The 25,217-nt window shown below is 30.2% G+C and carries 24 protein-coding genes and 2 pseudogenes; 10 read left to right on the top strand and 16 right to left on the bottom strand.

Annotation, left to right across the window (positions count from 1 at the left end):
• Window positions 1-116 precede the first annotated feature (116 nt).
• The 4 genes from queC (at window position 117) to HMPREF2629_RS00560 (ending at window position 2,643) form a co-directional block, all read left to right on the top strand.
• The gene (gene queC, locus HMPREF2629_RS00575; protein WP_049335037.1) at window positions 117-794 is read left to right on the top strand and encodes a 7-cyano-7-deazaguanine synthase QueC; all 678 of its coding nucleotides are present in this window, start codon (window positions 117-119) and stop codon (window positions 792-794) included.
• Complete coding sequence (gene queD / locus HMPREF2629_RS00570; RefSeq protein ID WP_002449084.1) at window positions 791-1,210, top strand: 6-carboxytetrahydropterin synthase QueD; 420 nt, start codon at window positions 791-793, stop codon at window positions 1,208-1,210. The genes queC and queD overlap by 4 nt, the downstream gene beginning before the upstream one ends.
• A complete protein-coding gene (queE, locus tag HMPREF2629_RS00565; protein ID WP_049335036.1) occupies window positions 1,210-1,926 on the top strand; it encodes a 7-carboxy-7-deazaguanine synthase QueE in 717 nt (238 codons plus the stop codon). Before queD ends, queE begins: the two co-directional genes overlap by 1 nt.
• Before the next feature lie 108 nt (window positions 1,927-2,034).
• A complete protein-coding gene (locus HMPREF2629_RS00560; protein WP_070813024.1) occupies window positions 2,035-2,643 on the top strand; it encodes a hypothetical protein in 609 nt (202 codons plus the stop codon).
• 92 nt (window positions 2,644-2,735) lie between these two features.
• Here the strand turns inward: HMPREF2629_RS00560 and HMPREF2629_RS00555 are convergent.
• The 9 genes and pseudogenes from HMPREF2629_RS00555 to norA all read right to left on the bottom strand — a co-directional run.
• Window positions 2,736-3,671 (bottom strand): annotated as a pseudogene (locus HMPREF2629_RS00555) (glycosyltransferase family 2 protein); the annotation flags it as partial.
• 127 nt (window positions 3,672-3,798) lie between these two features.
• The gene (locus HMPREF2629_RS00550; RefSeq protein ID WP_017175966.1) at window positions 3,799-4,638 is read right to left on the bottom strand and encodes an aldo/keto reductase; all 840 of its coding nucleotides are present in this window, start codon (window positions 4,636-4,638) and stop codon (window positions 3,799-3,801) included.
• A 112-nt stretch (window positions 4,639-4,750) separates the two neighbouring features.
• Window positions 4,751-6,121, bottom strand: a complete 1,371-nt coding sequence (locus tag HMPREF2629_RS00545; RefSeq protein ID WP_048680802.1) for a hemolysin family protein — start codon at window positions 6,119-6,121, stop codon at window positions 4,751-4,753.
• 721 nt (window positions 6,122-6,842) lie between these two features.
• Window positions 6,843-8,813: a PTS fructose transporter subunit IIABC gene (locus HMPREF2629_RS00540; RefSeq protein WP_049434563.1), complete on the bottom strand. Its 1,971-nt coding sequence runs from the start codon at window positions 8,811-8,813 to the stop codon at window positions 6,843-6,845.
• A 5-nt stretch (window positions 8,814-8,818) separates the two neighbouring features.
• Window positions 8,819-9,739, bottom strand: a complete 921-nt coding sequence (gene pfkB, locus HMPREF2629_RS00535) for a 1-phosphofructokinase (protein ID WP_019834923.1) — start codon at window positions 9,737-9,739, stop codon at window positions 8,819-8,821.
• 10 nt (window positions 9,740-9,749) lie between these two features.
• Complete coding sequence (locus HMPREF2629_RS00530; protein ID WP_048682600.1) at window positions 9,750-10,496, bottom strand: DeoR/GlpR family DNA-binding transcription regulator; 747 nt, start codon at window positions 10,494-10,496, stop codon at window positions 9,750-9,752.
• Between the two features lie 147 nt (window positions 10,497-10,643).
• Window positions 10,644-11,099: a Cys-tRNA(Pro) deacylase gene (gene ybaK / locus HMPREF2629_RS00525; protein ID WP_172457931.1), complete on the bottom strand. Its 456-nt coding sequence runs from the start codon at window positions 11,097-11,099 to the stop codon at window positions 10,644-10,646.
• Window positions 11,100-11,253: 154 nt separating this feature from the next.
• Window positions 11,254-11,730 (bottom strand): hypothetical protein, encoded by a 477-nt coding sequence (locus tag HMPREF2629_RS00520; protein WP_017175971.1) that lies wholly within the window; start codon window positions 11,728-11,730, stop codon window positions 11,254-11,256.
• A 167-nt stretch (window positions 11,731-11,897) separates the two neighbouring features.
• A complete protein-coding gene (gene norA / locus HMPREF2629_RS00515; RefSeq protein ID WP_061544168.1) occupies window positions 11,898-13,061 on the bottom strand; it encodes a multidrug efflux MFS transporter NorA in 1,164 nt (387 codons plus the stop codon).
• Between the two features lie 384 nt (window positions 13,062-13,445).
• Here norA and HMPREF2629_RS00510 point away from each other — a divergent pair, with 384 nt between their 5' ends.
• Window positions 13,446-14,063 (top strand): DUF1361 domain-containing protein, encoded by a 618-nt coding sequence (locus HMPREF2629_RS00510; protein ID WP_019834919.1) that lies wholly within the window; start codon window positions 13,446-13,448, stop codon window positions 14,061-14,063.
• Between the two features lie 129 nt (window positions 14,064-14,192).
• Here HMPREF2629_RS00510 and HMPREF2629_RS00505 read toward each other — a convergent pair whose 3' ends face one another.
• The 3 genes from HMPREF2629_RS00505 to HMPREF2629_RS00495 all read right to left on the bottom strand — a co-directional run bounded on the left by HMPREF2629_RS00505 (window position 14,193) and on the right by HMPREF2629_RS00495 (window position 17,053).
• Entirely contained in the window at window positions 14,193-15,566 is a 1,374-nt protein-coding gene (locus tag HMPREF2629_RS00505; protein ID WP_049379643.1) for a cryptochrome/photolyase family protein, read from the bottom strand.
• 141 nt (window positions 15,567-15,707) lie between these two features.
• A complete protein-coding gene (locus HMPREF2629_RS00500) occupies window positions 15,708-16,007 on the bottom strand; it encodes a hypothetical protein (protein ID WP_019834917.1) in 300 nt (99 codons plus the stop codon).
• 122 nt (window positions 16,008-16,129) lie between these two features.
• Window positions 16,130-17,053: a CobW family GTP-binding protein gene (locus tag HMPREF2629_RS00495; RefSeq protein ID WP_019834916.1), complete on the bottom strand. Its 924-nt coding sequence runs from the start codon at window positions 17,051-17,053 to the stop codon at window positions 16,130-16,132.
• A 222-nt stretch (window positions 17,054-17,275) separates the two neighbouring features.
• On the opposite strand from HMPREF2629_RS00495, the gene HMPREF2629_RS00490 reads away from it, so the two are divergent.
• Window positions 17,276-17,713, top strand: a complete 438-nt coding sequence (locus HMPREF2629_RS00490; RefSeq protein WP_002449577.1) for a global transcriptional regulator MgrA — start codon at window positions 17,276-17,278, stop codon at window positions 17,711-17,713.
• 115 nt (window positions 17,714-17,828) lie between these two features.
• On the opposite strand, the gene HMPREF2629_RS00485 is transcribed toward HMPREF2629_RS00490, so the two are convergent.
• Both HMPREF2629_RS00485 and HMPREF2629_RS00480 read right to left on the bottom strand, forming a co-directional pair.
• Window positions 17,829-19,496 (bottom strand): amino acid ABC transporter ATP-binding/permease protein, encoded by a 1,668-nt coding sequence (locus HMPREF2629_RS00485; RefSeq protein WP_019834915.1) that lies wholly within the window; start codon window positions 19,494-19,496, stop codon window positions 17,829-17,831.
• Window positions 19,480-21,123 (bottom strand): ABC transporter ATP-binding protein/permease, encoded by a 1,644-nt coding sequence (locus tag HMPREF2629_RS00480; protein WP_070813023.1) that lies wholly within the window; start codon window positions 21,121-21,123, stop codon window positions 19,480-19,482. The genes HMPREF2629_RS00485 and HMPREF2629_RS00480 overlap by 17 nt, the downstream gene beginning before the upstream one ends.
• A 287-nt stretch (window positions 21,124-21,410) precedes the next feature.
• On the opposite strand from HMPREF2629_RS00480, the gene HMPREF2629_RS00475 reads away from it, so the two are divergent.
• The 4 genes and pseudogenes from HMPREF2629_RS00475 to HMPREF2629_RS00460 all read left to right on the top strand — a co-directional run bounded on the left by HMPREF2629_RS00475 (window position 21,411) and on the right by HMPREF2629_RS00460 (window position 23,922).
• Window positions 21,411-22,280, top strand: a complete 870-nt coding sequence (locus tag HMPREF2629_RS00475; protein ID WP_017175977.1) for an undecaprenyl-diphosphate phosphatase — start codon at window positions 21,411-21,413, stop codon at window positions 22,278-22,280.
• Window positions 22,281-22,421: 141 nt separating this feature from the next.
• Window positions 22,422-22,874 (top strand): annotated as a pseudogene (locus tag HMPREF2629_RS00470) (hypothetical protein); the annotation flags it as partial.
• Window positions 22,875-22,897: 23 nt separating this feature from the next.
• Window positions 22,898-23,359 (top strand): YaiI/YqxD family protein, encoded by a 462-nt coding sequence (locus tag HMPREF2629_RS00465; protein ID WP_017175979.1) that lies wholly within the window; start codon window positions 22,898-22,900, stop codon window positions 23,357-23,359.
• Window positions 23,356-23,922 (top strand): LOG family protein, encoded by a 567-nt coding sequence (locus HMPREF2629_RS00460; protein ID WP_017175980.1) that lies wholly within the window; start codon window positions 23,356-23,358, stop codon window positions 23,920-23,922. The genes HMPREF2629_RS00465 and HMPREF2629_RS00460 overlap by 4 nt, the downstream gene beginning before the upstream one ends.
• Window positions 23,923-24,149: 227 nt before the next feature.
• Here HMPREF2629_RS00460 and HMPREF2629_RS00455 read toward each other — a convergent pair whose 3' ends face one another.
• Both HMPREF2629_RS00455 and HMPREF2629_RS00450 read right to left on the bottom strand, forming a co-directional pair.
• Complete coding sequence (locus HMPREF2629_RS00455) at window positions 24,150-24,695, bottom strand: GNAT family N-acetyltransferase (RefSeq protein WP_017175981.1); 546 nt, start codon at window positions 24,693-24,695, stop codon at window positions 24,150-24,152.
• Between the two features lie 100 nt (window positions 24,696-24,795).
• Window positions 24,796-25,092, bottom strand: a complete 297-nt coding sequence (locus HMPREF2629_RS00450) for a hypothetical protein (RefSeq protein WP_070813022.1) — start codon at window positions 25,090-25,092, stop codon at window positions 24,796-24,798.
• Window positions 25,093-25,217 lie beyond the last annotated feature (125 nt).

The raw sequence follows: 25,217 nt of genomic DNA, 5'->3' as shown, positions 1-25,217 counted from the left end.
CTACATCTTTTAAGTCTATCTTTTTATAGAGATAGGCTTTTTTTATATTTTATATCCAATGTTTTCATTCTATTTCATCATAAATTAAAAATATTAACTTTTAAAGGAGAAACGTTATGCCAAACAGTGTTTTGAATTCTGAAAAAGCAATTGTTGTGTTTAGTGGTGGTCAAGATAGTACAACCTGTCTTTTCTACGCCAAAAGACATTTTAAAGAGGTTGAACTTGTCACATTCAATTATGGGCAAAGACATAATACAGAAATCGAAGTAGCTTCTAAAATAGCAAAAGATCAAGGGTTGAAACACCATATTTTAGACATGTCTTTACTATCTCAACTTACTCCAAATGCATTAACAAAACATGACATGAAAATTGAGACAGGAGAAGATGGTATACCAAATACTTTTGTACCTGCTCGTAATTTATTATTCTTGTCATTTGCTGGGGCTCTTGCCTATCAAGTGAATGCGAAACACATCATTACTGGTGTATGTGAAACAGACTTCTCTGGTTACCCAGATTGCCGAGATAGTTTTATTAAATCTATGAATGTCACACTTAGTTTATCTATGGATAGAGATTTTGTTATTCATACACCCTTAATGTGGTTAGATAAAGCGCAAACTTGGGAACTCAGTGATGAATTAGGTGTTCTCAATTATGTGCGTCACAATACGCTTACATGCTACAACGGTATTATTGGAGATGGATGCGGAAAATGTCCAGCTTGTAAATTAAGGCAACGTGGACTTCATCAATATTTAGAACAAAAAGGAGATGCGTCATTATGATACAACAAGTTTATCCTACAGTGAATCACCCTTATACATTTGAATTAAATAAAGATTTCAATTTTTCAGCAGCACATTTTATTCCTAGTGAAGATGCTGGAAAATGCATGAGAACACATGGACATACTTATTTTGTTAACTTAACTATTGTTGGAGATGCACTCGACCATAATGGATTTTTAATTAATTTTAGTGAATTAAAACGATTGGTCCATGACCAATTTGATCACTATTTATTAAATGAGTTACCTCAATTTAAAGATAAAAGTCCTTCTACTGAAATTGTGGCACAGACAATTTTTGAAATCGTACAAGCTCATCTTAACGAGTATGACAATAAACCTAAATGCGTACAAGTTTATTTACGTGAAACACCATCAAGTTATGTTGTCTATCGTCCAAAGGAGATTAAATAATGCCTTCAAAAATACCAGTTTTAGAAATTTTCGGACCTACTATTCAAGGAGAAGGACGAGTTATAGGACGAAAAACAATGTTTGTCCGCACAGCAGGATGCGATTATCGTTGTAGTTGGTGCGATTCCGCCTTTACGTGGGATGGTAGCGCTAAAGATGATATAGAGTTATTAACTGCTCAAGACATTTATGATCGTTTAAAAGAAATTGGCGGTAATCAATTTGATCATGTCACTATTTCTGGAGGTAACCCTGCATTAATCAAAGGGATTCAAGATTTAGTAGATTTATTTGAAGAAAAAAATATTTTTACGGCATTAGAAACCCAAGGCAGTAAATTTCAACCTTGGATGCGACAAATTAACGATTTAACAATTAGTCCTAAACCGCCAAGCTCTAATATGGTGCCTAATTTAGAAATATTAGATAGTGTCATAGAACAATGTATACCATCAACATTGAACTTGAAAGTAGTTGTTTTTGATAAAGAAGATTATCAATTTGCTAAAATGATTCATCATCGTTATCCTAATATTCCATTTTATTTGCAAGTAGGAAATCCCTATTTAGATGATGATGTTGAATATCATACCGAAAAGTTACTTGGTCGCTATGAAACTCTTGTAGACACAGTAATGAATAGCAGTGATATGAATCATGTGTATGTTTTACCTCAGTTACATACATTGTTATGGAGTAATAAGAAAGGTGTATAATTAGTAAATTATAATAGGATAATATTTATTAAGTGTTTTGAAATGATTAAGTTTATTTTAATTGCTATAATATTTTAATGAACTACACACACGTGATAGGAGTACAACATGATTATATATGTATTTATTAATATAGCCATTACCATATGTGTTCTGGGCTTTGATTTATATCGGCATCATTTCAAACAACTAACGTTTAACTCCGTTCTATTATCCATTGTTATCAATGCTATTATTAATAGTGTTGTGATTGAAAAGTTCAATTTTATAACATTTGCTTCAATTATATTTTTCTTAAGTTGGACAATCTTACAATATTATTTAAATCGTAAACATATATACTTAATGATTTCAGAGTATAAATCTCTTGCATTCATTTTTGCAATTATGATTAGTTGCTCATTATTTATCACTTTTGAATCTAGCGACCAATCAGTCTATATGTCTATTCCTTATTTAGCTCCAGCTATATTTATCATAGGCTTAAGCATTGATTTCATAAGTACTTTTTCAAAAAATGAAATGAATCATCTTAAATTTTTGAGTAAGCTACAACATCCTATTATGATTGGTCATACAATTATTATTATTTCAATTATACTTTTGACCTTATTAACGTCATTTTGGTATATCTTCATAATTATTTATGCTTTATTTGATATATATTTATTGTGGCAACTCAAACATAATTATATTGAAAATGACTTAAAAAAATAAACATGTAAGAAGCTATGATGTAAGAGCTTTTACATGTTTATTTTTTATTGATAAATTTTTTCTTTTTCTGCAACTACTTTTTCAATAGGTGCTTTTAAATTGGAAGCTTCTACAATATATTTTGGTCTTTGTTTTACTTCGTAATAAATTCGCCCAATATATTCGCCAACTACACCAATAGACATTAACTGAATGCCACCTAATAACAATACAGCTGCTATTGTTGTAAAGTAACCCGGATGATTAATTCCATTCATTAAAATGCCTATTAACAAATAAATAATATAAATGATGCTTAATCCAAAGATAAACATTCCAAGATATATCATTGCTCTCAGTGGTTTATTATTAAATGATATTAATCCATCAATCCCATAATTTAATAACTTGGTAAAAGTCCATTTAGATTCTCCAGCTTCTCGTTCTACATTTTTATAAGTAAAAATCTTTGTATTATATCCTATCCATTCAAATAACCCTTTAGAAAATCGATTATATTCATTTAATGAAACAATCGATTTAACTGCACGTTGACTTAATAATCGAAAATCTCCTACACCATCACTAAATTTAATATCTTCGACAAAGCTATTAATGAGCTTATAGTACAACTTTGACATTGTTTTACGTGCAACATTTTCACCACTACGATCTCGTTTAGCGACAACTTGATCAAACCCTTGTTGATACATTTCAACCATTTTAGGTATAAATTCCGGAGGATGTTGTAAATCTCCATCAATCATTACGACTGCATCAAAATTCACACTGTGTTGAAAACCAGCAATCATTGCTGCTTCTTTACCAAAATTTCGACTGAAAGAAATATATTTAACATGTTCATCGTATTCCGCTAAATGTTGTATATGCTCAATCGTATTATCTTTACTACCGTCATCAATAAATAACAAGTCATAATAATAACGACGAGTTTTACTATTCTCCGTCAAAATTTCAGTCAATCTATCGTAAGTTTTTTTTACGACTTTACCTTCATTGAAGCAAGGTATAATGACTCTGATTTTCATCTAATTACATCCTTTTCTACATTCTTTCCAATATTGTATCAATAAAATCAATAAACATTCTACTAATAACCATGTAATTAACAAATAATTAACATTAATTCCAGCTTTTGTAATAATTTAAACTATATTATTTTAAATCACCTATTGCTACATCATCTGGATCTTTACCTTGACGTGCATTTCTATTTAAACTATCAATTTCCGCAATCTCAGTAAGTTCTAAATTAAAGTCAAAAATATCATAATTTTCACGAATACGAGATGGCGTTTTTGATTTAGGAATAATAATTCTGTCATGGGCTAGATGCCAACGTAATACAATTTGTGCTGGTGTTTTGTCATATTGTTCTGCTAATTTTGTAATTACTGGATCATCTAATAATCCTCGATTTCTCATAAGTGGCATCCAAGCTGTAACAGTAATATCATGTTTATCACAATAATCTTGTACATCTTGTTGATTAAAATAAGGATGAACTTCTATTTGATTAATTTGAGGTACAATAGTTGTCTCTTTCATCAAAGTTTCTAAGTGATGGGGTTTAAAGTTACATACACCAATCGCTTTAATTTTACCTTCATTATATAATTTTTCTAATGCTTTATAAGATTCAATATATAAGCCATCTTTTTCACATGGCCAATGAATTAAATATAAATCTAAGTAATCCAATCCTAAGTTTTCTAAAGATTTATTAAAATATTCTAATGTATTATCATATCCTTGATAATCATTCCATAATTTAGAAGTAATAAATACGTCTTCTCTTGCAATATCACTGTTGTTTAAAGCTTTACCTAGTGCTTGTTCATTACCGTAAAAATAAGCAGTATCAAATGCACGATATCCCGCTTCTAATGCTGTTTGTACTGCGGTTTCCATCTCATCATCTTCCATTTTATAAACACCTAGTCCTACTTTAGGCATTGGGTAACCATTATTTAACACTTGTGTATCATTTATCATTTGTGCCACATCCTATTCAATATAATTTCTCAACTAAAAAATAGCATAACTTAATTTCTTTTACGCATACAAATAAAGACACTTAGGTTTACATACCCAAGTGCCTTTATTTTTATTCATCCGATTCATGTTTGTGATCGTGATTTTCTTCTTCCTCTTCATCACTAATCACAGGTCTTGTTTCATTAAATTGGTATTTAAGTACAACCCATACCAATTGATGATTATCCATTTCAGAAACAATCCATCGATCGTATTTTGTATCTATATAATCTTCAACTTGAAGATTAGTATTGTGTGCTTGTAACCATCCACCAATTGTATCGATATCTTCAGAATCTTCAAAAGTGATATCAAATTTTTCATGTAAATCATCAAGTAAGACACGTCCGTTAATTTGATACATATCTTCCTCTAATTTAACAATATCATTTATTTCATCGTCATCAAATTCATCTCTGATTTCACCGACAATCTCTTCAAGAATATCTTCCATTGTTAGAATACCAGCAGTACCACCATATTCGTCAATAATAAGACTAATATGAACATGTTCACGTTGCATTGAAACTAATGCATCGCTAATACGAGTTGTTTCTGAAATCATAGGTAATTCATGAATATAATTAGAGATTTTAATTGTTTTACCTGAAGCATATTCTGTTAAAAATTCTTTTACATTAATAAAACCTTTTATATGGTCTTTATCCCCATCTTCAGTAATTGGATAACGTGTAAATTGATGTTCTTTAATCGTTTCAAGTAATTCGTCAACATTAAATGGTTCGTTTAACGTTACCATTTGTGTACGTGGAACCATGATATCTTTCGCATGTCTTTCGTCAAATGAAAAGATATTTTGCATGTAATTCAGTTCTGTTTGATTAATTTCTCCACCATTATAACTATTATTAATAATAATTTTAATTTCTTCCTCAGACATTGCATCTGCTTGCGCATCAGGATTAACACCAAGCATTCTAATAATTACTCGTGCCGAACCATTCATTAACCATATTAATGGTTTCATGACATTACCAAAATAATATAATGGTCTAGCATAAGTTAATGCTAATTTTTCAGTATGTTGTATTGCTATTGATTTAGGTGCTAACTCACCTAACACTACATGTAAATAAGTTACAACAATAAACGAAATCACAAATGAAATGGTTGTAGTTACTGCACTTGGCAAATGTAATATATTAAAAAGTGGATGTAATAGTTTTTCGAATGTCGGTTCACCTAACCAACCTAAACCTAAAGATGTAACTGTAATACCAAGTTGACAAGCTGATAAATAATAATCAAGATTAGCAATCATCTTTTTAACAATTTTTGCGCTTCCATTACCTTCATCAGCAAGTTGTTCAATTCGTGTTGAACGTACTTTTACTAATGCAAATTCAGATCCAACGAATACAGTTGTTAAAGCGATTAATAGAAAAAATATTACTAAATTAATTATGGTCACTGTTTCCAATTAGTTCCCTATTTCTAGGGATTCACCTCCAAATATTATGTGTCTCTAATGAGTAACACGAATTTAATACGTCATACTTATCACCGTTATAAAAGCATGTTAAGACCTTCCCATCAAGACACCCCCAAAAAAATGTATTACTTTAATTTTACCATATTTCTATACTAAATGGTTAAATAAGAATAAGAAAGCTTTTAACATTTAAAATCATTTAAAAAGCATTATATACTGATTTTCTTCCTACTATTTCATATATACTTCAATGGTCCTTGTAATAAATTTTTAAGAAAATCAGAAAAACGATATATGAGGGATTTTTTAATTAAGCACTATAAAAGTGCAATAATAGTCCAAGATGGTTATTTGTTTCTTAAACTCAAATTCCCATTTAAAACTAATCTATAGTAATAGTCAAGTATATATATCGCTATATCTTTTTAATTACATATTAACTATATAATAAAAGATTGGACAGAATTCGTTAATCTCCTCGATAATGTAACCCCAGCTTTCGTTGAACGTTGGGTTTCTCAGGAAACCCTTTTTGCTGAGGCTCCAATCCAAATTTCTTTGAATATTGCCTTTTTTACAAAGATCTCGATGCTAGTATTCCTTAAAATAGCTTTGAGGCAACACGTTTTCGATTCAATTAACAAATATTAATATATAAAAAATGCCTGAGACAACTCATTATGTCTCAGGCTCATTAAACCAATGTTGATTATTCATCCATAGATTCTGAAGCTTTAATTTCTTGTTCTGTTAATTTTGGTTTCAGTAAACCATAAAGTACTGCTGAAACAAGTGTACCTATAATTAAAGCAATGATAGTTTGGATGATATGACTAAAGTCTGTTGCTGCTATAACGATGATACCACCATGTGGTGCATTAATTCTTGAACCAAGTCCTAATGCAATCGCTCCAGCAACACCTGAACCGACCATCATTGATGGAATCACACGTAATGGGTCAGCAGCTGCAAAAGGTATAGCACCTTCTGTAATAAATGATAGACCCATAACATAGTTAGGTACGATTGAGCCACGTTGCTCTTTTGTAAATTTACGTTTAAAGATAAACATTGCTGTGGCAATTGCCAATGGTGGAATCATACCACCAACCATTGCTGCTGTTATTGGTGCAGCATTACCTTCAGTTAAAGCTGCTGTCGCAAATACATAGGCCGCTTTATTGAATGGACCTCCCATATCAATTGCCATCATAGCTCCAATAACTAGTCCTAATAGCATAATGTTAGAACCAGATAAACTATTTAAACCATTTAATAATAGGTTGTTTAACCATGCTGCAGGTGGATTAAATACATAAATCATTAATAATCCAGTAATCGTCACACTTAATAGTGGATAAATTAATGTTGGTTTTAAACCTTCAACTGCTTGAGGTAAATTACGAGTAATATATTTGATACCTTGTGTTAAATAACCCGCTAAGAAACCAGCAATAATACCACCGATAAATCCAGAGCCACCAGAAATTGCTAACATACCGCCAACTAGGCCAGCTGCAAAACCTGGTTTATCTGCAATACTACGAGAAATGAAACCAGCTAAGATTGGAATAATTAATGCAAAGGCACTCTTATTACCAATATTCCACAATTGTTCTGCAAACGCATTATGTTCAGGGCTTTTTGGATCAAATGAGTTGGCACCAAATAAGAATACAATCGCCATTAAGATACCACCAGCAATAACAAGTGGTAACATATTAGAAACACCATTCATTAAGTGTTTATAAAATGCTTTACCTGGACTTAATTTTTCATCATTACTATCTTTATCTGTATTTCTTTGTCCACCATGTGCTTTAAATGGTTTTCTACTTGTATCAAGTGCTGTATTGATTAACTCTTCAGGACGTTTAATCCCGTCTGCTACTGGAACCTCAACTACATTTTTACCATCGAAACGATCTGTTTCTACATGAACATCGGCAGCTACAATAATCCCAGTTGCACGTTCAATATCTTGTTGAGTTAAATGGTTTTTAATACCACTTGAACCATTTGTTTCAACTTTTATTTTAACTCCCATTTTTTCTGCTTGTTTTTTCAAAGCATCACGGGCCATATACGTATGTGCAATACCTGTTGGACACGCTGTTACAGCTAAAACGTAAGATTCGTTAGCATTATCATTCGCTGATGCACCAGTTGTTGCTTGTGCTTCAGCCTCTTGCTCTTGAGCTTCTTTTTCTTCTTCTTTAGTCGCTTCGTCATCAGCATTATCAATAATACGAAGTATTTCTTCTTCTGAATTAGCCTGTAATAAATTTTCTCTTACTTTATCGTCCATTAAAATACCTGACAATTTAGCTAATGCATCTAAATGTGTTTGTGCACCACCCTCTGGCGCTGCAATCATAAAGAATAAATGTGCAGGTTGGCCATCTAAACTTTGATAGTCCACACCTTCTTTTGATTTACCAAAAGCAATCGCAGGTGATTTCACTGCTGCTACTTTAGCATGTGGAATGGCTATTCCTTCACCAATTCCCGTTGTGCTTTGTGACTCACGATTATGAATCGCTTCCTTAAATTGAGCTATATCACTTAATTTACCAGCTGAATCTAATTGATTAACTAATTCATCAATGACGCCATTTTTATCACTAGCTGATAAATCCATAGCAATTGTTTCTTTAGTAAGTAATTCTGTTATTCTCATCTCTATCACTCCCCATCAAGTACAGAAATTGTAACTTGTGACTTGATTTTTTCTATATCTTCTTTTAATGCTAAGTCATCATTAAATGCTGTAGCCGTACCTGAAGCTACTGCTTGGCGAAATGCTTCTTCAAGTGAGAGTCCCGACTCAAGACCCGCTACCATACCTGCAACTGTACTGTCACCAGATCCTACTGTATTTACAACTTCACCTTTAGGATTTTGGGCTTTAATACTTCTTGTCTCATCAACATATATGGCACCATCTCCACCTAAAGAAATAATGACAGATTGAGATCCATTTTTTACTATTTCTCTACCATACTTAACGACATCTTGATCAGATTTAATTGTGACATCAAACATTTCTTCTAATTCATCTTTATTCGGTTTAATAAATAAAGGATGATATTCTAACACTGTATTAACTAAATCTCTTTCAGCATCCACTACTAATTTTGCACCTGTTTCTTGAGTGATTTTTGCAATTTGAGCATAAGCATCACTCGGAATACTTTTTGGAACACTTCCTGCTACAATGACAGTGTCCTCTTTAGAAGTATGTCTAATCTGATTTAATAATGCTTCAAACTGATCAGAAGTCACATTCGGACCAGGTGCATTAATTTCAGTTTCATCGCCAGATTTTAATTTAACATTAATACGAGTATCTTCATTTACTTTAATAAACTCCGTATTAATATCGCTTTGTTCCAAGATACTAGAAATAAATTCCCCAGGAAAACCTCCAGCAAATCCTAATGCCGTAGACGAAACATCTAAGGTTTTCAACACGCGAGAAACATTAATACCTTTTCCTCCAGCAAATTTGTATGTTTCTCTAGCTCTATTAAGTCCTTTTAGCTCAAATCCATCAGTAAACATGATGTAATCAATAGAGGGATTAAATGTCACTGTATATATCATAATTAACCTCCTAAAAATGGTATTTCTCTTTGTATTCGTTGTAGCGATTATGATGACGTAATTGCTCAGATACGATGTACTCAACATGGCAAGATTTGGTTGAGACATGCGCAAAATATATTTCATCTAATTTTGAATGGTCTAATAAAACATAAGATGTGGTTGCTTGATGTATTGCTCTTTCTTTAATTAATGCTTCTTTTTCATCCGGTGTGGTTAATCCATGATTCAAATCTAAGCCATTCATACCTATGAAAGCTTTATCAAAACAATAACGTCTTAAAACTTCAAGGGCACTTGCTCCTACAGTAGCAAAAGTGGTAGCTTTTACTTCTCCACCAATCATCAAAGTTTTAATACCTCGCTGAAGTAATCTTTCAACGTGAGACAATCCGTTTGTAACCACTACGATATCTTGTGCTTTTATAAATGGAATCATCTCAATTGTAGAAGAACCTGCATCCATAAAAATACAATCATTATCTTCAATGAGCAAAGCTGCCTTTCTTCCAATTTCTTTTTTTTCTTTTAGATTTGTAGACAGTTTTTCAGATAAAATGGGTTCTTGATTTCTATGACTATTAAGTGTCGCACCACCATGAACACGTTGAAGACGTCCAAGTTGTTGTAACTTTGATAAATCTCTTCTTATAGTTGAAGCACTACAACCTGTTCGTTCAATTAACTCTTGGAGTGATAAAAAATCTTTTTTCTTAAGTTCTTGTAAAATTAAACTTTGTCGTTTTTCAGAGATCATCTTTAACACTCCTTTACAACTTTTATTATAGTGTTCGCGCTTACATATTTCAATCAAAAATTATCAAAAACGTTCAAAAACGTTCAAAAAATCGAAAAATTAACAGAGTGTTCACAATGTATATCATTGCTCACTCTGCTAATACATTTAATGTTGAGTAATACGCGCTGTTTGTGCCTGTGTAACTGCAATTAAATCATTAGGTTCAAGTATAATTTGCATGCCTCGTTGACCACCACTCACATTGATTTTGTCTCGTGATAAAGCTGACTCATCAATAATCGTTGGAAACGAATGTTTCATTCCTATTGGAGAACACCCTCCTCTTATATAACCAGTAACTTTTTTTAAATCATCCATCGGCATCAAATTAAGTTTCTTTTCACCTATGACATGTGCCGCTTCTTTTAAGTCTAATGTTTCACTGACTGGTATAACACATACAAAATGATCATGATTAGCATTTTCTAATACTAATGTTTTATAAACGTCTTTCACATTCGCATGCACTAATTCCGCAATTGTTTCTCCATCTAAATGTTCTTCACCTATTTCAAATGTATTTACTGAATAATTAATCTTGGCTCTATCAAGCATTCTCATTGCATTAGTTTTCTTATGTTTCAATGTAACACCTCATTTATCTTCTTTATATATCCCATTTTACTACTCTTTTTGACTAATAAAAAATAGAGTAAGATAGAAATCTTTAGATTTCACTTTCTTACTCTGATTTTATATTACATGTTTATTTAACTTAATTTGCAGAAATTATCTCAACTTTACCCACTTTATTAATTGTTATATCTTCTGCTTTTTTGTTTTCTGGGTACGCTTCAAAAGTGATGGCTTGATTAGTTTCATTCAAACGCTCTAACTTTACAGGCTGTTTATAATTTTGTTGCATATAATTTTCAATTATCATTTTACATTCCTCTGTTGAGTATAAATATTTTTCTTGAGCTTTCTCATTTAACCTATAATTAACGTTTTGATTTTGACGAATATCTGCTTTGTGTTGCGTTTGATTTTTCTCAGAAGCTTCGGCAGTGTGATTGCTGTTTATATTTAATATATTTTTAGTTTCGACAATACTTCCGACTTTTGAAAAAGTAGAAATTGTTCGATGTACCTTAGCTAAGGCATTTTGATTCGTTGCGATAAATAATAGAAATGCCAAACAAATTGATAAAATGATAGCTACCACACTTAACAATATATTTTTTAAATTCATCTCCTTACCCACACTTCTCTTTGAATTTTTTTATATCTTAACATACAAATATAGATAAAATAATTCAGTAGAAGGCAATTTAAAATAATTGTAATCTTTGTAACAGTTATATTACCTAACGACTTTTTATTGTTACATTTCTATTATATAAAATATATAAAACTTATTTAATCACATCCGCTACGATTTAACTTTAAATTTTTCTCTATGAAAATAATTACTATCCCAAATAACATTACAATAATAGACATATATAAAGGAAATTCAATATTAACATCAAATAATGAACCTGCTACCAATGGGCCTACAAAATTACCCATACTTGTAAATGTAGAATTAAGTCCTCCAGCAAAACCTTGTCGATTACCCGCTATATTTGAATAATAATTAGTTAGCGCTGGTCGAATTAAATCAAATCCAATAAAGACAATAAAACTAATTAACATAATTGACCAGTAACTATGAGCGATTATAAGACTAAATATAACAATGACAGAATATAATAATGCCCAAGTAATAAATGTAAGTTCAGTGGTATATCTCATAAATTTATCAAAAAAGAAAATTTGGAATACTGCTCCTGCAACACCACCACCTACAATAGCAATTGAAATATCGCCAGGTGCGTAGTTTGCTTTCGCTGAAGTATATAGAGAAAATAACGTCTCAAAAGAAGACAAACCAAAAGCAAGTACAAACGTTAAGATAATTGGAGTAATAAAAACACCCCATTGAATTTTAGAAAGTTCTTTTGTTTCAAAGTGAATATGATGACTTTCCACTGTATTTTGTGGTTGTCGAATCAATATTACAGATATAACAAACGCCATAACACCTAGTGCACCTGCAAAATAAAATGGAAGACGATGTGATACTTCTGCTAAAAAACCACCAATTCCTGGTCCTAAAATAAAACCAGAGTTAATAATTGCAGACATATAACCAAAATTTTTTGCTTTATCTTTAGCTTTAGAAATATCTGCAATCATTCCTGTTACACCAGGCATTACCATCCCTGCACTAAAACCTCCAAGTATTCTTGATACTATTAGAAGTATAAAAGAATGACTCATAGCAAATAAGAACTCAGAGATCGTAAAAAATACTAATCCTAAACAAATAATTAATTTTTTACCCAATTTATCAGCTAAACTTCCTCCAAAAGGAGAAATAATCATTTGGGACAATGAGAAAATGGCTACTAAAATTCCTAAATCGCTTCCTTTTAATCCTAAATCTTTCAAATATACTGGAAGAACAGGAATAACAAGGCCAATTCCAACGAATATTAAAAATATATTAAAATATAATGTAAATAATTGCTTTTTCATATAAGACCACCTCTCTTTTATCTATAATTAAATACTCTTAATGAAATTCATCTAATTCATATTCTGAGAAAAGTTAAAAATTCTAAATTTTTCATTTAGATACTATTATATATTATTTTTTATTTTAAAATATACCATCTTACTTACTTAATAGTTATTCAAAGTATTTTACATTTATGTTATGTATAATCAAATTATCTTAATGATACATATGACATCACGTATTTAAAATTATTGAGATTCTTTTCTTACAGATTACACATCCATTTTACAATTATTAATGCTTCTCTAACTTTAATTATTCTACCTTCTTTTTTCTTGATTACTTCGCCTTTAACCTTTACTATAATAATTCAACTAAATCGTTAGAAAGTAGTGCATATTATGACTTCACGTTATATTGCAAGAATCTATTTTATTATTCTTTTTGTAATATCTTTATTTGAAACACGTGTATTTAACTTTGTAAGCTTGAATTTATTTTTAGCTTACATTCCACTTGAATTATGTTTCTTATTAGATTTATTTAAACCTAGAAAAAAATTTGAATGGCCTATATTTATTATTTTTGCTCTTATTTTTATTTTATTAGTACCCAATACATTTTATATGGTTACTGATCTTATTCATCTTAATCAGTTTACATTTGATTTTTACGTTCAACTTAATTTAACAGAATGGTTATACTTTACTTTCTTACTGTTAAGTGTATTTTTTGCGATTTATTGCATGGCTCTCATATTTGTTCATTTATCTCATTTCACTTCAAAGCTATGGTTAAATCGATGTTTATTAATAACACTTATGTTTTTAAATGGTTTAGGAATATTTATGGGTAGATTTTTGAGATTTCATACTGTTCATTTAATTACCCGTCCCTTTACTATTATCACAGAAGTCATTCGTGCCTTAAATGGTAGTAGTTTAATATTTATTTCATTAATGATGCTACTTCAATTTGTCATTTTATTATTCATTAAAGGGATAAGAATGGCACATTGATATATTTCTATTTAATACAGTTTATTCATGTAGAAAAATTTTATAAGACGTTTAGTTATGTATTTAAAAAAGCTAGGGGTTGAAACATGAACTCAATGTGAACTCTGTTTCCTTCCCCTAGCTCTTTTTTTATATATTTTTAAATATTGTCATCACATATTCGCGCGCAACTTTATGATCTACAATTGGTTTAGGATAATCTTCACCTAATTGTATTCCTTTTTTTACTAATTGTGTTTGATATTGAAATGGGTGATGTAAGAATTTTGCGGGCACATTATCGAATATAGGAATATATTTTTTGATATATAAAGCGTCTTTATCAAAACGTTCACTTTGTCTAGTAGGATTAAACATCCTAAAATACGGCACAGCATCTGTCCCAGTTGAAGCTGACCATTGCCAACCATGTACATTTGAAGCTGCATCATAATCGATTAATTTTTTTCTAAAATAATCTTCGCCCCAAGCCCAATCAATAAACAAATCTTTAGTTAAAAATTGAGAGACTACCATCCGCATGCGATTATGCATAAATCCTGTCTCATTTAATTCATTCATAGCAGCATCAATAATAGGAAAACCAGTTTTACCTTCACACCAGCGATTAAACTCTTCTTTGTTATAAGACCATTGTATAGTACGGTATTTTTCATTAAATGCTTCATGTGCACTATGAGGATATTGAGCCATAAGAACATAATAAAACTCACGAAACATTACTTCTCTAATAAAACTTTCGTAATTATTTTCATTTTCCTCATATCGTTCTAATAAATCTGTAATAATTTGTTTAATATCTATCAGACCATATGCTAGAGCAATACTCAATTGACTAGTGAGTACTTCTGGAAGATACTCTCTATCCTTTTTATAGTTTTGAATACTATGATTTAAATAATCCTGCCAATTGTTTAACGCTTGATCTTCTGATTGTCCATCATGATGATAATCATTAGTTATAGTTTGTTGTGATTGGCTACATTTATTAGCGATATCACTTAAATGATATTGATACGAAGAATGCTGTCTAAGTTTTGAACGGTGTGCTTTATAAAAACTTGTAAATACTTTATATGGTTGTCCTTGCTGATTCATCGTGTTACTTGGCTTAAAATAATGATTAACGTTAATAGTTATTACGGATATATCGTGCTTTTTAAACGCTTGTTTTAAGTGTCGAATATCATATCTTTCTTGATGATAACTCATGATATCGCCCGCCATAACTATTTCTTTAATATCATGTTCAGTACAAAACATACCTAGTTCACTGTAATTGATGACATATGGCTCTATATGATGTTCTTTCAACTGATATAAAAATTTTTCTAAAGTGCCATAATAATAGTTTGCTTTTTTATCTGTACCTTCCTCTTCAAATGTTTCCTTAGGAATTATAAGATAACATTTATCAATGTCATCTTTTTGTTGATTAATATATTCGAATAATGGATTATTATTTATTCTAAATACTCTATTGAGAATGACGCCAATATTCATACTTTCACTCCTAGCCTGAGGATTTGTTAATAATTTAACTACCCTATTTATCTTAAAATTAAAAGGAGTGACTACAGAATTCAATACAAATTCTAAAGTGACTCCTTTTACTTGATTTATATGAGGTGATTCATACTTTTATTAACCAAATATTTCTCGATTAAGTCCAAAAACGTATAATAAAGTAAAGAAAGTTGCTGCACTTAAAATAGTTAAAATTAGCGTTAATATGAGTGTACGTTTGTACTTATTAATAAATGCGATAAATAATATTCCTAAATTATAAGCAAAGAACAATCCAAATAGTGTCATTGTGATTTTTATATTTGTAAAAAAGATATTTAACAATAGAATAATAATTGCAAAAATTAAATATGGGATTGTAATCCACTTAAACTCAAAGCGAATTTGTTTAGTACGTTTATCTTCATTATGATTCATTAATATATCCTCCTTATTCTATTATAAATGATTTATTTTTTTATTCTCATGACAAGACTGTGACATATTTATTAGAAATTTAGAATACTCATAACCACTCACATAAAAATTAAGGAGTCATTTTAAGTAAATTGAATCATTTCTAATTGGTTTTTCAAACGTGTTGTATCAAGCATTTCACCAATAATAACAATCGTTAATGGCACTTCTCTATCAGTTATTCCATAAGTAGGTAATCCCATTGAAAATTGGAATTCGTATATTGCATCCAATTGATCTTTAAATTTTACAAATCCTTTTAATCTGAATACTTCATCTGGCAAACGCATTATAAATTGGTAAAATAATTGTCGATCAATAGGAGCGCTAAACGTATATTTCATAGATTGTACATTATGATGGTGGACATGAACATGCCTATTAATATCAGTAGATTTATTTTTCACTACTACGTCATCTAATTTACTATATGTAGTCACGTAAATCGTTGCTTTATTATTAATAGAAGCCAATTGTTTTTTTATATTTTCTAATTCTACTTGTGTCACTAAATCCATTTTATTAAGAATAATTACATCACTATATTTAATTTGTTCTTCCATTAACTCATTCGTTTCTGCCGTATATTTCATTCTATTATTAAATCTTAACGCATCAACAAGGCCTATTATTTTAGGAATTTCCACGTCATTAACTATTGTTGGATCTTGACACGCTGCAAAGACTTCTAAAGGATGTGCAATTCCAGTCGATTCAATAAGAATGTGTTGACTTACACCTTCTTTAATCAGTGATTGTAACTGTAATACTAAATCATTATTTAAGTCACAACATACGCATCCATTGATTAATGATTTTACAGTAATATCTTCTTCGATAAGTAAACTATCAACGTCAAAAGAACCGAATTCATTCATAATAATTGTTATTTTCTTATCTTTTTTTAATAATTGGTGTATATAATTATTCAAAAATGTAGTTTTACCACTTCCTAAAAAGCCATTAATAATTGTAATAGATATTTTTTTATTTTTATTATTTATCATTTTAAAAACTCATTTCTATATAAAATGTATTTGAAATTAATATTATAAAAATGTACGTTAGATTACACTTGATTAAAATATCGTTTTCTTCTAAAATTTAAGCATACTTTAATTTTAGCATGGCATTGAAATGAAGTGTGTGATAATTTATATTTTACACAACATAGACGAACTTTAATCCGAAATAAAGAGAAACGGATAAATGTCTGGAGGAGAACTTTAATGTCTGAACAACACAATTTAAAAGAGCAACTTTGTTTTAGTTTGTACAATGCACAAAGACAAGTAAATCGCTACTATTCAAACAAAGTCTTTAAAAAGTACAATCTTACCTACCCACAATTCTTAGTTTTAAGCATTTTATGGGAAGAATCGCCTGTAAATGTTAAGAAAGTAGTCACTGAATTAGCTTTAGATACAGGTACAGTATCACCCTTACTAAAAAGAATGGAAAACGTTGATTTAATTAAACGGGAACGTTCTGAAATTGACCAACGTGAAGTATTTATTCATCTTACTGAAAAAAGTGAAAATATTAAACCTGAACTAAGTGATGCATCTCAAAAAGTTGCCATTGCTTCTTCTTTGAGTAACGATGAAGTCCATGAACTTAATCGTCTATTAGGTAAAATTATTACTGCTTTTACCGAAAACAAATAATGTGACATGCTAGTACTAAACTAATTAAAGTTATTCATTTCAAAATGTAATTTATATATTTATCAATAGTGAAAAACCTGAGATCATTCTTTAAAGCTATCTCAGGTTTTTTATTTTATAATGTATTAATATGAATCATGCGATTTAAATACCCCTTATTTTGACTTAATGATACATAATCTCCGTACTCAACAACCTCACCTTCAACCATTACGATAATGGTATCGAAATATGGAAGTAAGTCTAAATCATGTGTAGCAACAACTAATGTTTCTGCTCGCTTGTTAATTTCTTTCATTACATTGTTCGTATTATCTTCATCAAGCGCTGTAGTTGGCTCATCTAATAGCCAAATGTTAGACGATTTTAAAAATAAACGTGCTAAAGATAAACGTTGAATTTCACCGCCAGATAAAGAAGTTCCATCTAAAGTCAATTGAGTGTTCAAATTTAAGTAACTTAAATTCAACATATTTAAGACATCGATTAAGTTTTCATCTTTTTGATTAGATAATAAATTTTCTCTGACAGTACCATCAAATATTTGTTGAGATTGTAATAACGCATTGATTTCATTATATCTATCGTTTTCATTAATTTGAGTAATAGGTTGACCATACAACTCAACACTACCTTCTTCTGTTTCATATAAACCACATAGCAGTTGCATTAACGTACTTTTTCCTGAACCAGAAGGTCCAATGATAGCTACTTTTTCACCTTTATGGATGGTTAAATTAATATCGTTTAATACTAATGTTTCTTGATTAAAATATTTAAAGTTTAGATTAGAAATACTAAATACAGGTTCTTGTTTTGTCTGTACATTTAACTTAGGTGTAGTTATCGAAGAATTAAACACCTCATTAATATCCGTTAATGCTTGATCTGTATCTGCCTTATAATAAGCAAAATTACTCATTGGAATAGCCTGTTCGAACAAAGTTAAAATCATTAATATCATACTCGTTACATATATAACATCTAAATATCCATGTTCAATTTGTATCACGACTAAAGCTAAACTTAAAAAAATCGTTACAATAGAAATGAGATTCAATATATAATCATAAAATGTTAAAAATCGATTTTCTTTAGCTTGTAACCTATCATAATATTCTAATGATTTAACGACTTTCTTTTTATATGCATCTTGTTGATTAAAAGTAATTAACTCTTGATAACCCGCTTTATAATCATAAAACTCAGCCAACATTTTTTGTTCATGAGTAGTAACTTGTTGTTTAAGTATACGTACACGCTTAGCACTTAACCATGGTATAATCCATAAATAAAATAGCATACTTATGACAATTAATATAGCATGAGCAATACTAAAATAAATTAATGCAACAGCAGCAATTAGCGCAGTTAAACCTATTACAAAAGGGGGATAATATACACGTAAATATATATTTTGCAGTGACTCCACCTTATTAACCATTCTTGAGATTAAATCGCTCGATCTAAATTTACGATAAATATTAGGCACTCTTGGAAAAAGTTGCTTTACAAACTGTACTCTTATATTCCTTAACATTGTAAATGTAGTTCGATGGGATAATAATCTTTCAACATATCGCGTAATAGCACGTAAAAATCCAAATAATTTTACAGAAACGACAAGTATCATCAATGCGTAAATAGGCATGCCTAGTGCACTTTGAGTTACCATATATCCACTTAGGAAGAACATTGTAAGTGCTATTAGGCTTCCAGTAATGCTGACTAATATAGCTAAAAATAAATCTTTATCTAAATGAAATTTAATATGTGGTTTCATCTTTATTCACCACCTTATTTAATTGCGTAGAAATTTGATTATCATCTTTAATAAGATGACCTTCTTTTACATATAAACGTCGTGTTGCACGACGTATAGTCGAATTACGATGCGCGATTGTAATTGTAGTAGCATGCTTAAAGTTATGCTCTAATGTTTGTTGAACAATACGTTCAGTTTCAATATCTAAACCTGTAGTAGGCTCGTCAAATATTAGAATACTTGGACGTAGTAATAGTACTCTACAAAGTTCTATTCTTCTCATTTGACCTCCAGATAACATTTCCCCACCTTCACCAATTACAGTGTGAATTCCTTTATTTAAGCTTAAAATCTTTTCTTTAAGTCCTACTGTTTCTAAAGTTTGTAAAATTTTTTCATCTGAAACCTCATTAAACATTGTAATATTATCTTTAACAGACGCCGAAAAAATATATGGATGTTGGTTTAACATACCTATATCTGTAACTTCAGAATTAAATATAATACGACCTTTTGTAGGTGTTATCATTTGCTTAATCAGATTCGCTAGTGTGGATTTTCCAGCACCACTGGGACCAACAATTGCAATGTTTTCTCCTTGATTGATTGAAAAAGTTATATCTTTTAATGCATATAGGGTCGTATTAGGGTATTGATAACTTACTTTATCGAAGTAAATTTGATTTTGCTGATTCTGATTTATGGTAGGCGTGTTAATATTTGATTCTTCAATATTATTTAAAAAATCAAAAATAATATCACTTGCTCCTTCACTTTGTTTACCAGTATGGAAGGCTTGACCTAAATCTTTAATTGCATTGTAAAATTCTGGTGCTAAAATAATCGCAATTACAGCAATTTTAAAATTGATATGGTGAAACACGACTAAACTTAACGTCGCTTCTAGTGCAATTAAACCAATACCTAACATACTTATAAACTCAAGCATAAGACCAGATAGAAATGCACTTTTCAAAATTTTCATCGTTAAATCCCTAAAGTGTGTGCTCTCTCTATAAATACGATTTTCCGTCTCCGTTGTTCGTCTAAATAGTCTTAAAGTAATCAAACCTTTAGCTATATTTAAAAAGCGTTGGCTGAATTGATTTAAATACATCATTTGTTCTTTAGATTCGTCTCGTGTTTTCAAGCCAAAAATAATATAAAACAATGGAATAAATGGTGCAGTAACCGCCATAATAATAGCAGTATTAAGATGTATAAAACACATTACACTAATAATGACGAGTGGTATGAACATAGATTTAAACACTTGCGGCAAGTAATTATTAAAAAAGGGTGTAATTCCATCTATAACTTCAGTTAAAATGTTTGTTTGTACGCCAATTGAAGCTTTAGACTTACTTGTTATTATTTTTTGACGAAGGTCATGTTTAACTTTGTAAGCTAAAATATCCCCTAATCGTTGATTCAACATATTAAACGTTACTCTCAAAATTAATACGATTAAAATAGTAAATAACAATGGATAAATAGCTGAAACCTTGTGGTACAAGACTTGATTCAAAAACCTAGCAATTCCAATATTTTGAATCACTACACATATGGCTAACAATACACTAGTCATTCCCATAAAAATTGGAAATAATTTATATTTAAAGACTAAACTCATTAAATTTTTCAACTTTCTTCACCTAATGCTTTATTATAGAAGCTTGATCACAAATAATCATTTAATTGATTTCAAAGTTAAGTGACAATATTATGTCATTTCTTTGAATTCATCATCTTTCACACAATACAACAAAATAGTTTTTTTATTTCAAAACAACATGACATTATTATCATATCCACCGGTAATTATTAGTAAATTATTATTTCAATATGCTATGATAATAAAGTGAATTTTTTAAAATAAAACATTTAGCATAAATGAAAGTTCATTTTTTACATAAAAGAAAGAGGTTACTTATGATAATTATTGAATTTATTAAGGCGTTAATTTTAGGTATTGTAGAAGGTCTTACTGAATTTGCTCCTGTTTCATCTACAGGACATATGATTCTTGTAGATGATATGTGGTTACAATCGTCTCAATTTTTAGGTTCTCATTCAGCTTTTACTTTTAAAATTGTCATTCAACTCGGTTCTGTGTTTGCTGCTGCATGGGTGTTCCGTGAACGTTACTTCGAAATGTTACATATCGGAAAATACAAACATGTTGCTCATAGTGAGGGAATGCGTTCTAAACCTCACCGATTGAACTTACTCCATGTATTAGTAGGTATGATTCCAGCTGGAATTTTAGGTGTTCTTTTTGATGACTTTATTGAAGCGCATTTATTTAGTGTACCCACTGTAATGATTGGTTTATTCATTGGTGCTATTTATATGATTATTGCTGATAAATACAGTACTAAAGTAAAGCACCCGCAAACAGTCGATCAAATTAATTATTTCCAAGCATTTGTCATTGGTATTTCTCAAGCAGTTGCAATGTGGCCTGGTTTCAGTAGATCTGGATCAACAATTTCTACTGGGGTATTAATGAAACTCAATCATAAATCTGCTTCTGATTTCACGTTTATTATGGCAGTCCCAATTATGTTAGCTGCAAGTGCATTATCATTACTTAAAAATTATCAATATATTGATCTTGCACATGTCCCATTTTATATTATTGGATTCTTAGCAGCATTTATTGTCGGTTTAATTGCAATTAAAACGTTCTTACATTTAATTAATAAAGTGAAGTTAGTACCATTTGCGATTTATCGAATCGTACTAGTTATTTTCATTGCTATTCTTTATTTCGGATTCGGTATTGGTAAAGGTATTTAATGATATCACACTAAAATTCTTTTTGAATTTTAGTGTTTTTTTATAAAAATTTTAGATAACTATTTTAATCTAGTGCAATCGTTTGAATTCCTGTATCATAGGGTAATGAAAGAGAAAGAAAATTTTATGGGGGCAACGAGTATGGACAAAAAACAAGTTATTAAAACAGCAATTAACGTGTTACCGATATTTATCGTACCACTAGTTGTAGAACGTAAAAAAATTAAGTCTCATCCAGATGTTCAAAAAGCTTCGCATGCAACTTCACATGCTACACATACGGTAGCAAATAAGGCATCTAGTGTTAAAGATTACTTTGGTGATAAAAAACAAGAGTTCGATAATAAGCGTGAACTCAAAAAAATTGCTAAAGAAAATGATCCTAAATATATTAAGAAAAAAGGATCAAAATTAGCTAAAAAGAACCATAAACAATCTTCTAAATTAGAGAAAAAACTTCAAAAAAATATTGATAAACGTCATAAAGAAGAAGAAAAAATTCAAAAACATAATGAAAAACAGCGAATTAAAGAAATGAAGAAATATGATAACTATAATGCCGACAGTATTATCACTCAAGATAAAGTTTTACATTCAGAAAAGGCTACAAATAAATAATGACAACCATATTTGTTGATGGTGATGCTTGTCCAGTCGTTAATGAAATTATTGATTTAACAGCTGAGACAGGCTTTTTTGTTACGATTTTACGGAGCTTTAGTCATTTTTCTCATTCTCATTATCCAAGTCATGTAAATATATTATACGTTGATGATGGACCAGATGCAGTGGATTACAAAATTATACAACTTGTAACAACTAGCGATATTGTGATTACTCAAGATTATGGATTAGCTAGTTTGTTACTAAAGAAAGCTAGAATTATAATGCATCATAAAGGATTTATCTATAACGAAAATAATATAGATATATTACTTCAACAGCGTTATAATAATGCACAAATTAGAAAACAAGGTGGACGTCATAAAGGACCCTCCCCTTTTTCAAAAGCAGACCGACAGCATTTTTGTGATGTTTTTCAAACCTTACTTAATCAATTAATGGAGGATACAAAATGAAACGTATAGCAGTATATTGTGGAGCAAGTAAAGGGAATAATCCTATTTATGTTAAAGAAGCATATCAATTAGGAAAATATATGGCTGAACAAGGTTATGAACTCATTTTTGGAGCGGGTTCAGTAGGTATCATGGGCGCTATTCAAGATGGCGTACTAGATTACGGAGGCCGTGCAATTGGAGTGATGCCTAAAATGTTAGATGAACGTGAAATTACAAGTCAAAAAGTAAGTGAGCTCATTCTTGTAGACTCAATGCACGAACGCAAAGAAAAAATGACTGAATTAGCAGATGCTTTTGTTATGGCACCAGGAGGAGCTGGTTCTCTTGAAGAATTTTTCGAAATGTATAGCTGGGCACAAATTGGTATACATCAAAAACCAATCGGCATCTTTAATTTAAATGGATTCTTTAATCCGCTTCAAATTTTGATTGATCATATGATTGAAGAAGGTTTTATCGATAAAAAATATAAAGAGTTAGCACCTTTATATGACACTAAAGAGGCTCTAATTGATGGATTACTTAATTATAAACCTCTTGGTGTTAGAACCTATGATTGATTAATATTATAAAAAAGATGGGCCAACGAATTCTTTCTGAATTTGTTGGCCCATCCTAGTTTCGGCATCAAATATAGAGACTTTCGTGTTAAGTGTTTCTATATTTGCGTCTAGGACTAGAAATAAATTTGTTTTTTATCGTCACATTTTTAATGTAGTCCATAACTTTTAATATGCTAAAAGCCTCTAGGGTTTCTATTTATCTTCTAGTATTTATTTATTAATATTTATATGTTTAACTTTTTTTGATATCTTACATGTCTTTTAAGTGGATGATATTTACTTAGGTCAGGTAGTTCAAAATAATCAAATAATGACATCCCAATTTTTTCCATTACTTTTCGAGAGGCCAAATTCCCCTCAGCAGTAAGACTAAATACTTCTTCTATGCCTTTTTCTTTTGCATACTCTAAAACAGCCATAGCACCTTCAGTAGCAATACCATTCCCCCATACTTCAGGGATAAGTCGCCATCCAATTTCATATATAGGTAAATTTTCAAAAGGATATTTACTATCTTTTGGTAAGTAGTTTAACCCTATATATCCTAGCCATGCTCCTGTCTCTTTAAGCTCAACAGCAAACAGCCCAATTCCTTTTTCTTTTAAAATATCATCCATTCGTTGCATATCTAATTCTGAACGTCTATAACTTAATAGACTTGGAAAATAGCGTCTTACCTGAGGATTTGCATTCATTTTTTGAAAAGATAATAAATCTTTTTCTTCCCAATCACGCAATCTCAATCTTTCTGTTTCTATATAAACAACCATTTATCCACACTCCATTACCCAAATACAATTATGAAAAAAGTGTGACATGGAGTATATAACCATAACACACTTCGTTTCGTTCATTTTGATTAAAAAATTATTAATTTTTTGAAATATAACTTATTAATTCGATATGTACTGGAATTTCTTTTAACTTATCACGTTGATTTTTAGGTGCTACAAATGTTGCATCGATATAATCATTACGATGATTAAGTTTAAAAGTAGCTACAAAAGTATCACTTTCTGATTCAAAATTTGGCAAGTGTGCTACAACACGTTTAATGTCTCCAGTTGAATGAGTTACTGTACGTCCAGTAATATTTTCAATCTCTTTACCTAATTCTGGAAGTGTAATGTCACGTCCCTCTAGAATTTGAAAATCATGTTCATGCATAGTTATCTCTCCAATACTATAAATTATGTGCTGAATTTTATTATTATATTTTTAAACTTTATTTTCAAATATATGGATATTATATTCAAAATGTATTTAAATACTATTACCCTTCTTATTCTATC

The organism is Staphylococcus sp. HMSC034C12 (assembly GCF_001835895.1).
Classification (GTDB): Bacteria; Bacillota; Bacilli; order Staphylococcales; family Staphylococcaceae; genus Staphylococcus; species Staphylococcus hominis.
Note: the sequence above shows the minus strand (reverse complement) of the source record. Positions and strands in the feature narration are given on the sequence as shown.

Coding starts and splice junctions, on each gene's coding strand:
- queC (WP_049335037.1), top strand. CDS start 117: ATGCCAAACAGTGTTTTGAATTCTGAAAAAGCAATTGTTGTGTTTAGT.
- queD (WP_002449084.1), top strand. CDS start 791: ATGATACAACAAGTTTATCCTACAGTGAATCACCCTTATACATTTGAA.
- queE (WP_049335036.1), top strand. CDS start 1,210: ATGCCTTCAAAAATACCAGTTTTAGAAATTTTCGGACCTACTATTCAA.
- HMPREF2629_RS00560 (WP_070813024.1), top strand. CDS start 2,035: ATGATTATATATGTATTTATTAATATAGCCATTACCATATGTGTTCTG.
- HMPREF2629_RS00550 (WP_017175966.1), bottom strand. CDS start 4,638: ATGATAAATGATACACAAGTGTTAAATAATGGTTACCCAATGCCTAAA.
- HMPREF2629_RS00540 (WP_049434563.1), bottom strand. CDS start 8,813: ATGAGAATAACAGAATTACTTACTAAAGAAACAATTGCTATGGATTTA.
- pfkB (WP_019834923.1), bottom strand. CDS start 9,739: ATGATATATACAGTGACATTTAATCCCTCTATTGATTACATCATGTTT.
- HMPREF2629_RS00530 (WP_048682600.1), bottom strand. CDS start 10,496: ATGATCTCTGAAAAACGACAAAGTTTAATTTTACAAGAACTTAAGAAA.
- ybaK (WP_172457931.1), bottom strand. CDS start 11,099: ATGAGAATGCTTGATAGAGCCAAGATTAATTATTCAGTAAATACATTT.
- HMPREF2629_RS00520 (WP_017175971.1), bottom strand. CDS start 11,730: ATGAATTTAAAAAATATATTGTTAAGTGTGGTAGCTATCATTTTATCA.
- norA (WP_061544168.1), bottom strand. CDS start 13,061: ATGAAAAAGCAATTATTTACATTATATTTTAATATATTTTTAATATTC.
- HMPREF2629_RS00510 (WP_019834919.1), top strand. CDS start 13,446: ATGACTTCACGTTATATTGCAAGAATCTATTTTATTATTCTTTTTGTA.
- HMPREF2629_RS00505 (WP_049379643.1), bottom strand. CDS start 15,566: ATGAATATTGGCGTCATTCTCAATAGAGTATTTAGAATAAATAATAAT.
- HMPREF2629_RS00500 (WP_019834917.1), bottom strand. CDS start 16,007: ATGAATCATAATGAAGATAAACGTACTAAACAAATTCGCTTTGAGTTT.
- HMPREF2629_RS00495 (WP_019834916.1), bottom strand. CDS start 17,053: ATGATAAATAATAAAAATAAAAAAATATCTATTACAATTATTAATGGC.
- HMPREF2629_RS00490 (WP_002449577.1), top strand. CDS start 17,276: ATGTCTGAACAACACAATTTAAAAGAGCAACTTTGTTTTAGTTTGTAC.
- HMPREF2629_RS00485 (WP_019834915.1), bottom strand. CDS start 19,496: ATGAAACCACATATTAAATTTCATTTAGATAAAGATTTATTTTTAGCT.
- HMPREF2629_RS00475 (WP_017175977.1), top strand. CDS start 21,411: ATGATAATTATTGAATTTATTAAGGCGTTAATTTTAGGTATTGTAGAA.
- HMPREF2629_RS00465 (WP_017175979.1), top strand. CDS start 22,898: ATGACAACCATATTTGTTGATGGTGATGCTTGTCCAGTCGTTAATGAA.
- HMPREF2629_RS00460 (WP_017175980.1), top strand. CDS start 23,356: ATGAAACGTATAGCAGTATATTGTGGAGCAAGTAAAGGGAATAATCCT.
- HMPREF2629_RS00455 (WP_017175981.1), bottom strand. CDS start 24,695: ATGGTTGTTTATATAGAAACAGAAAGATTGAGATTGCGTGATTGGGAA.
- HMPREF2629_RS00450 (WP_070813022.1), bottom strand. CDS start 25,092: ATGCATGAACATGATTTTCAAATTCTAGAGGGACGTGACATTACACTT.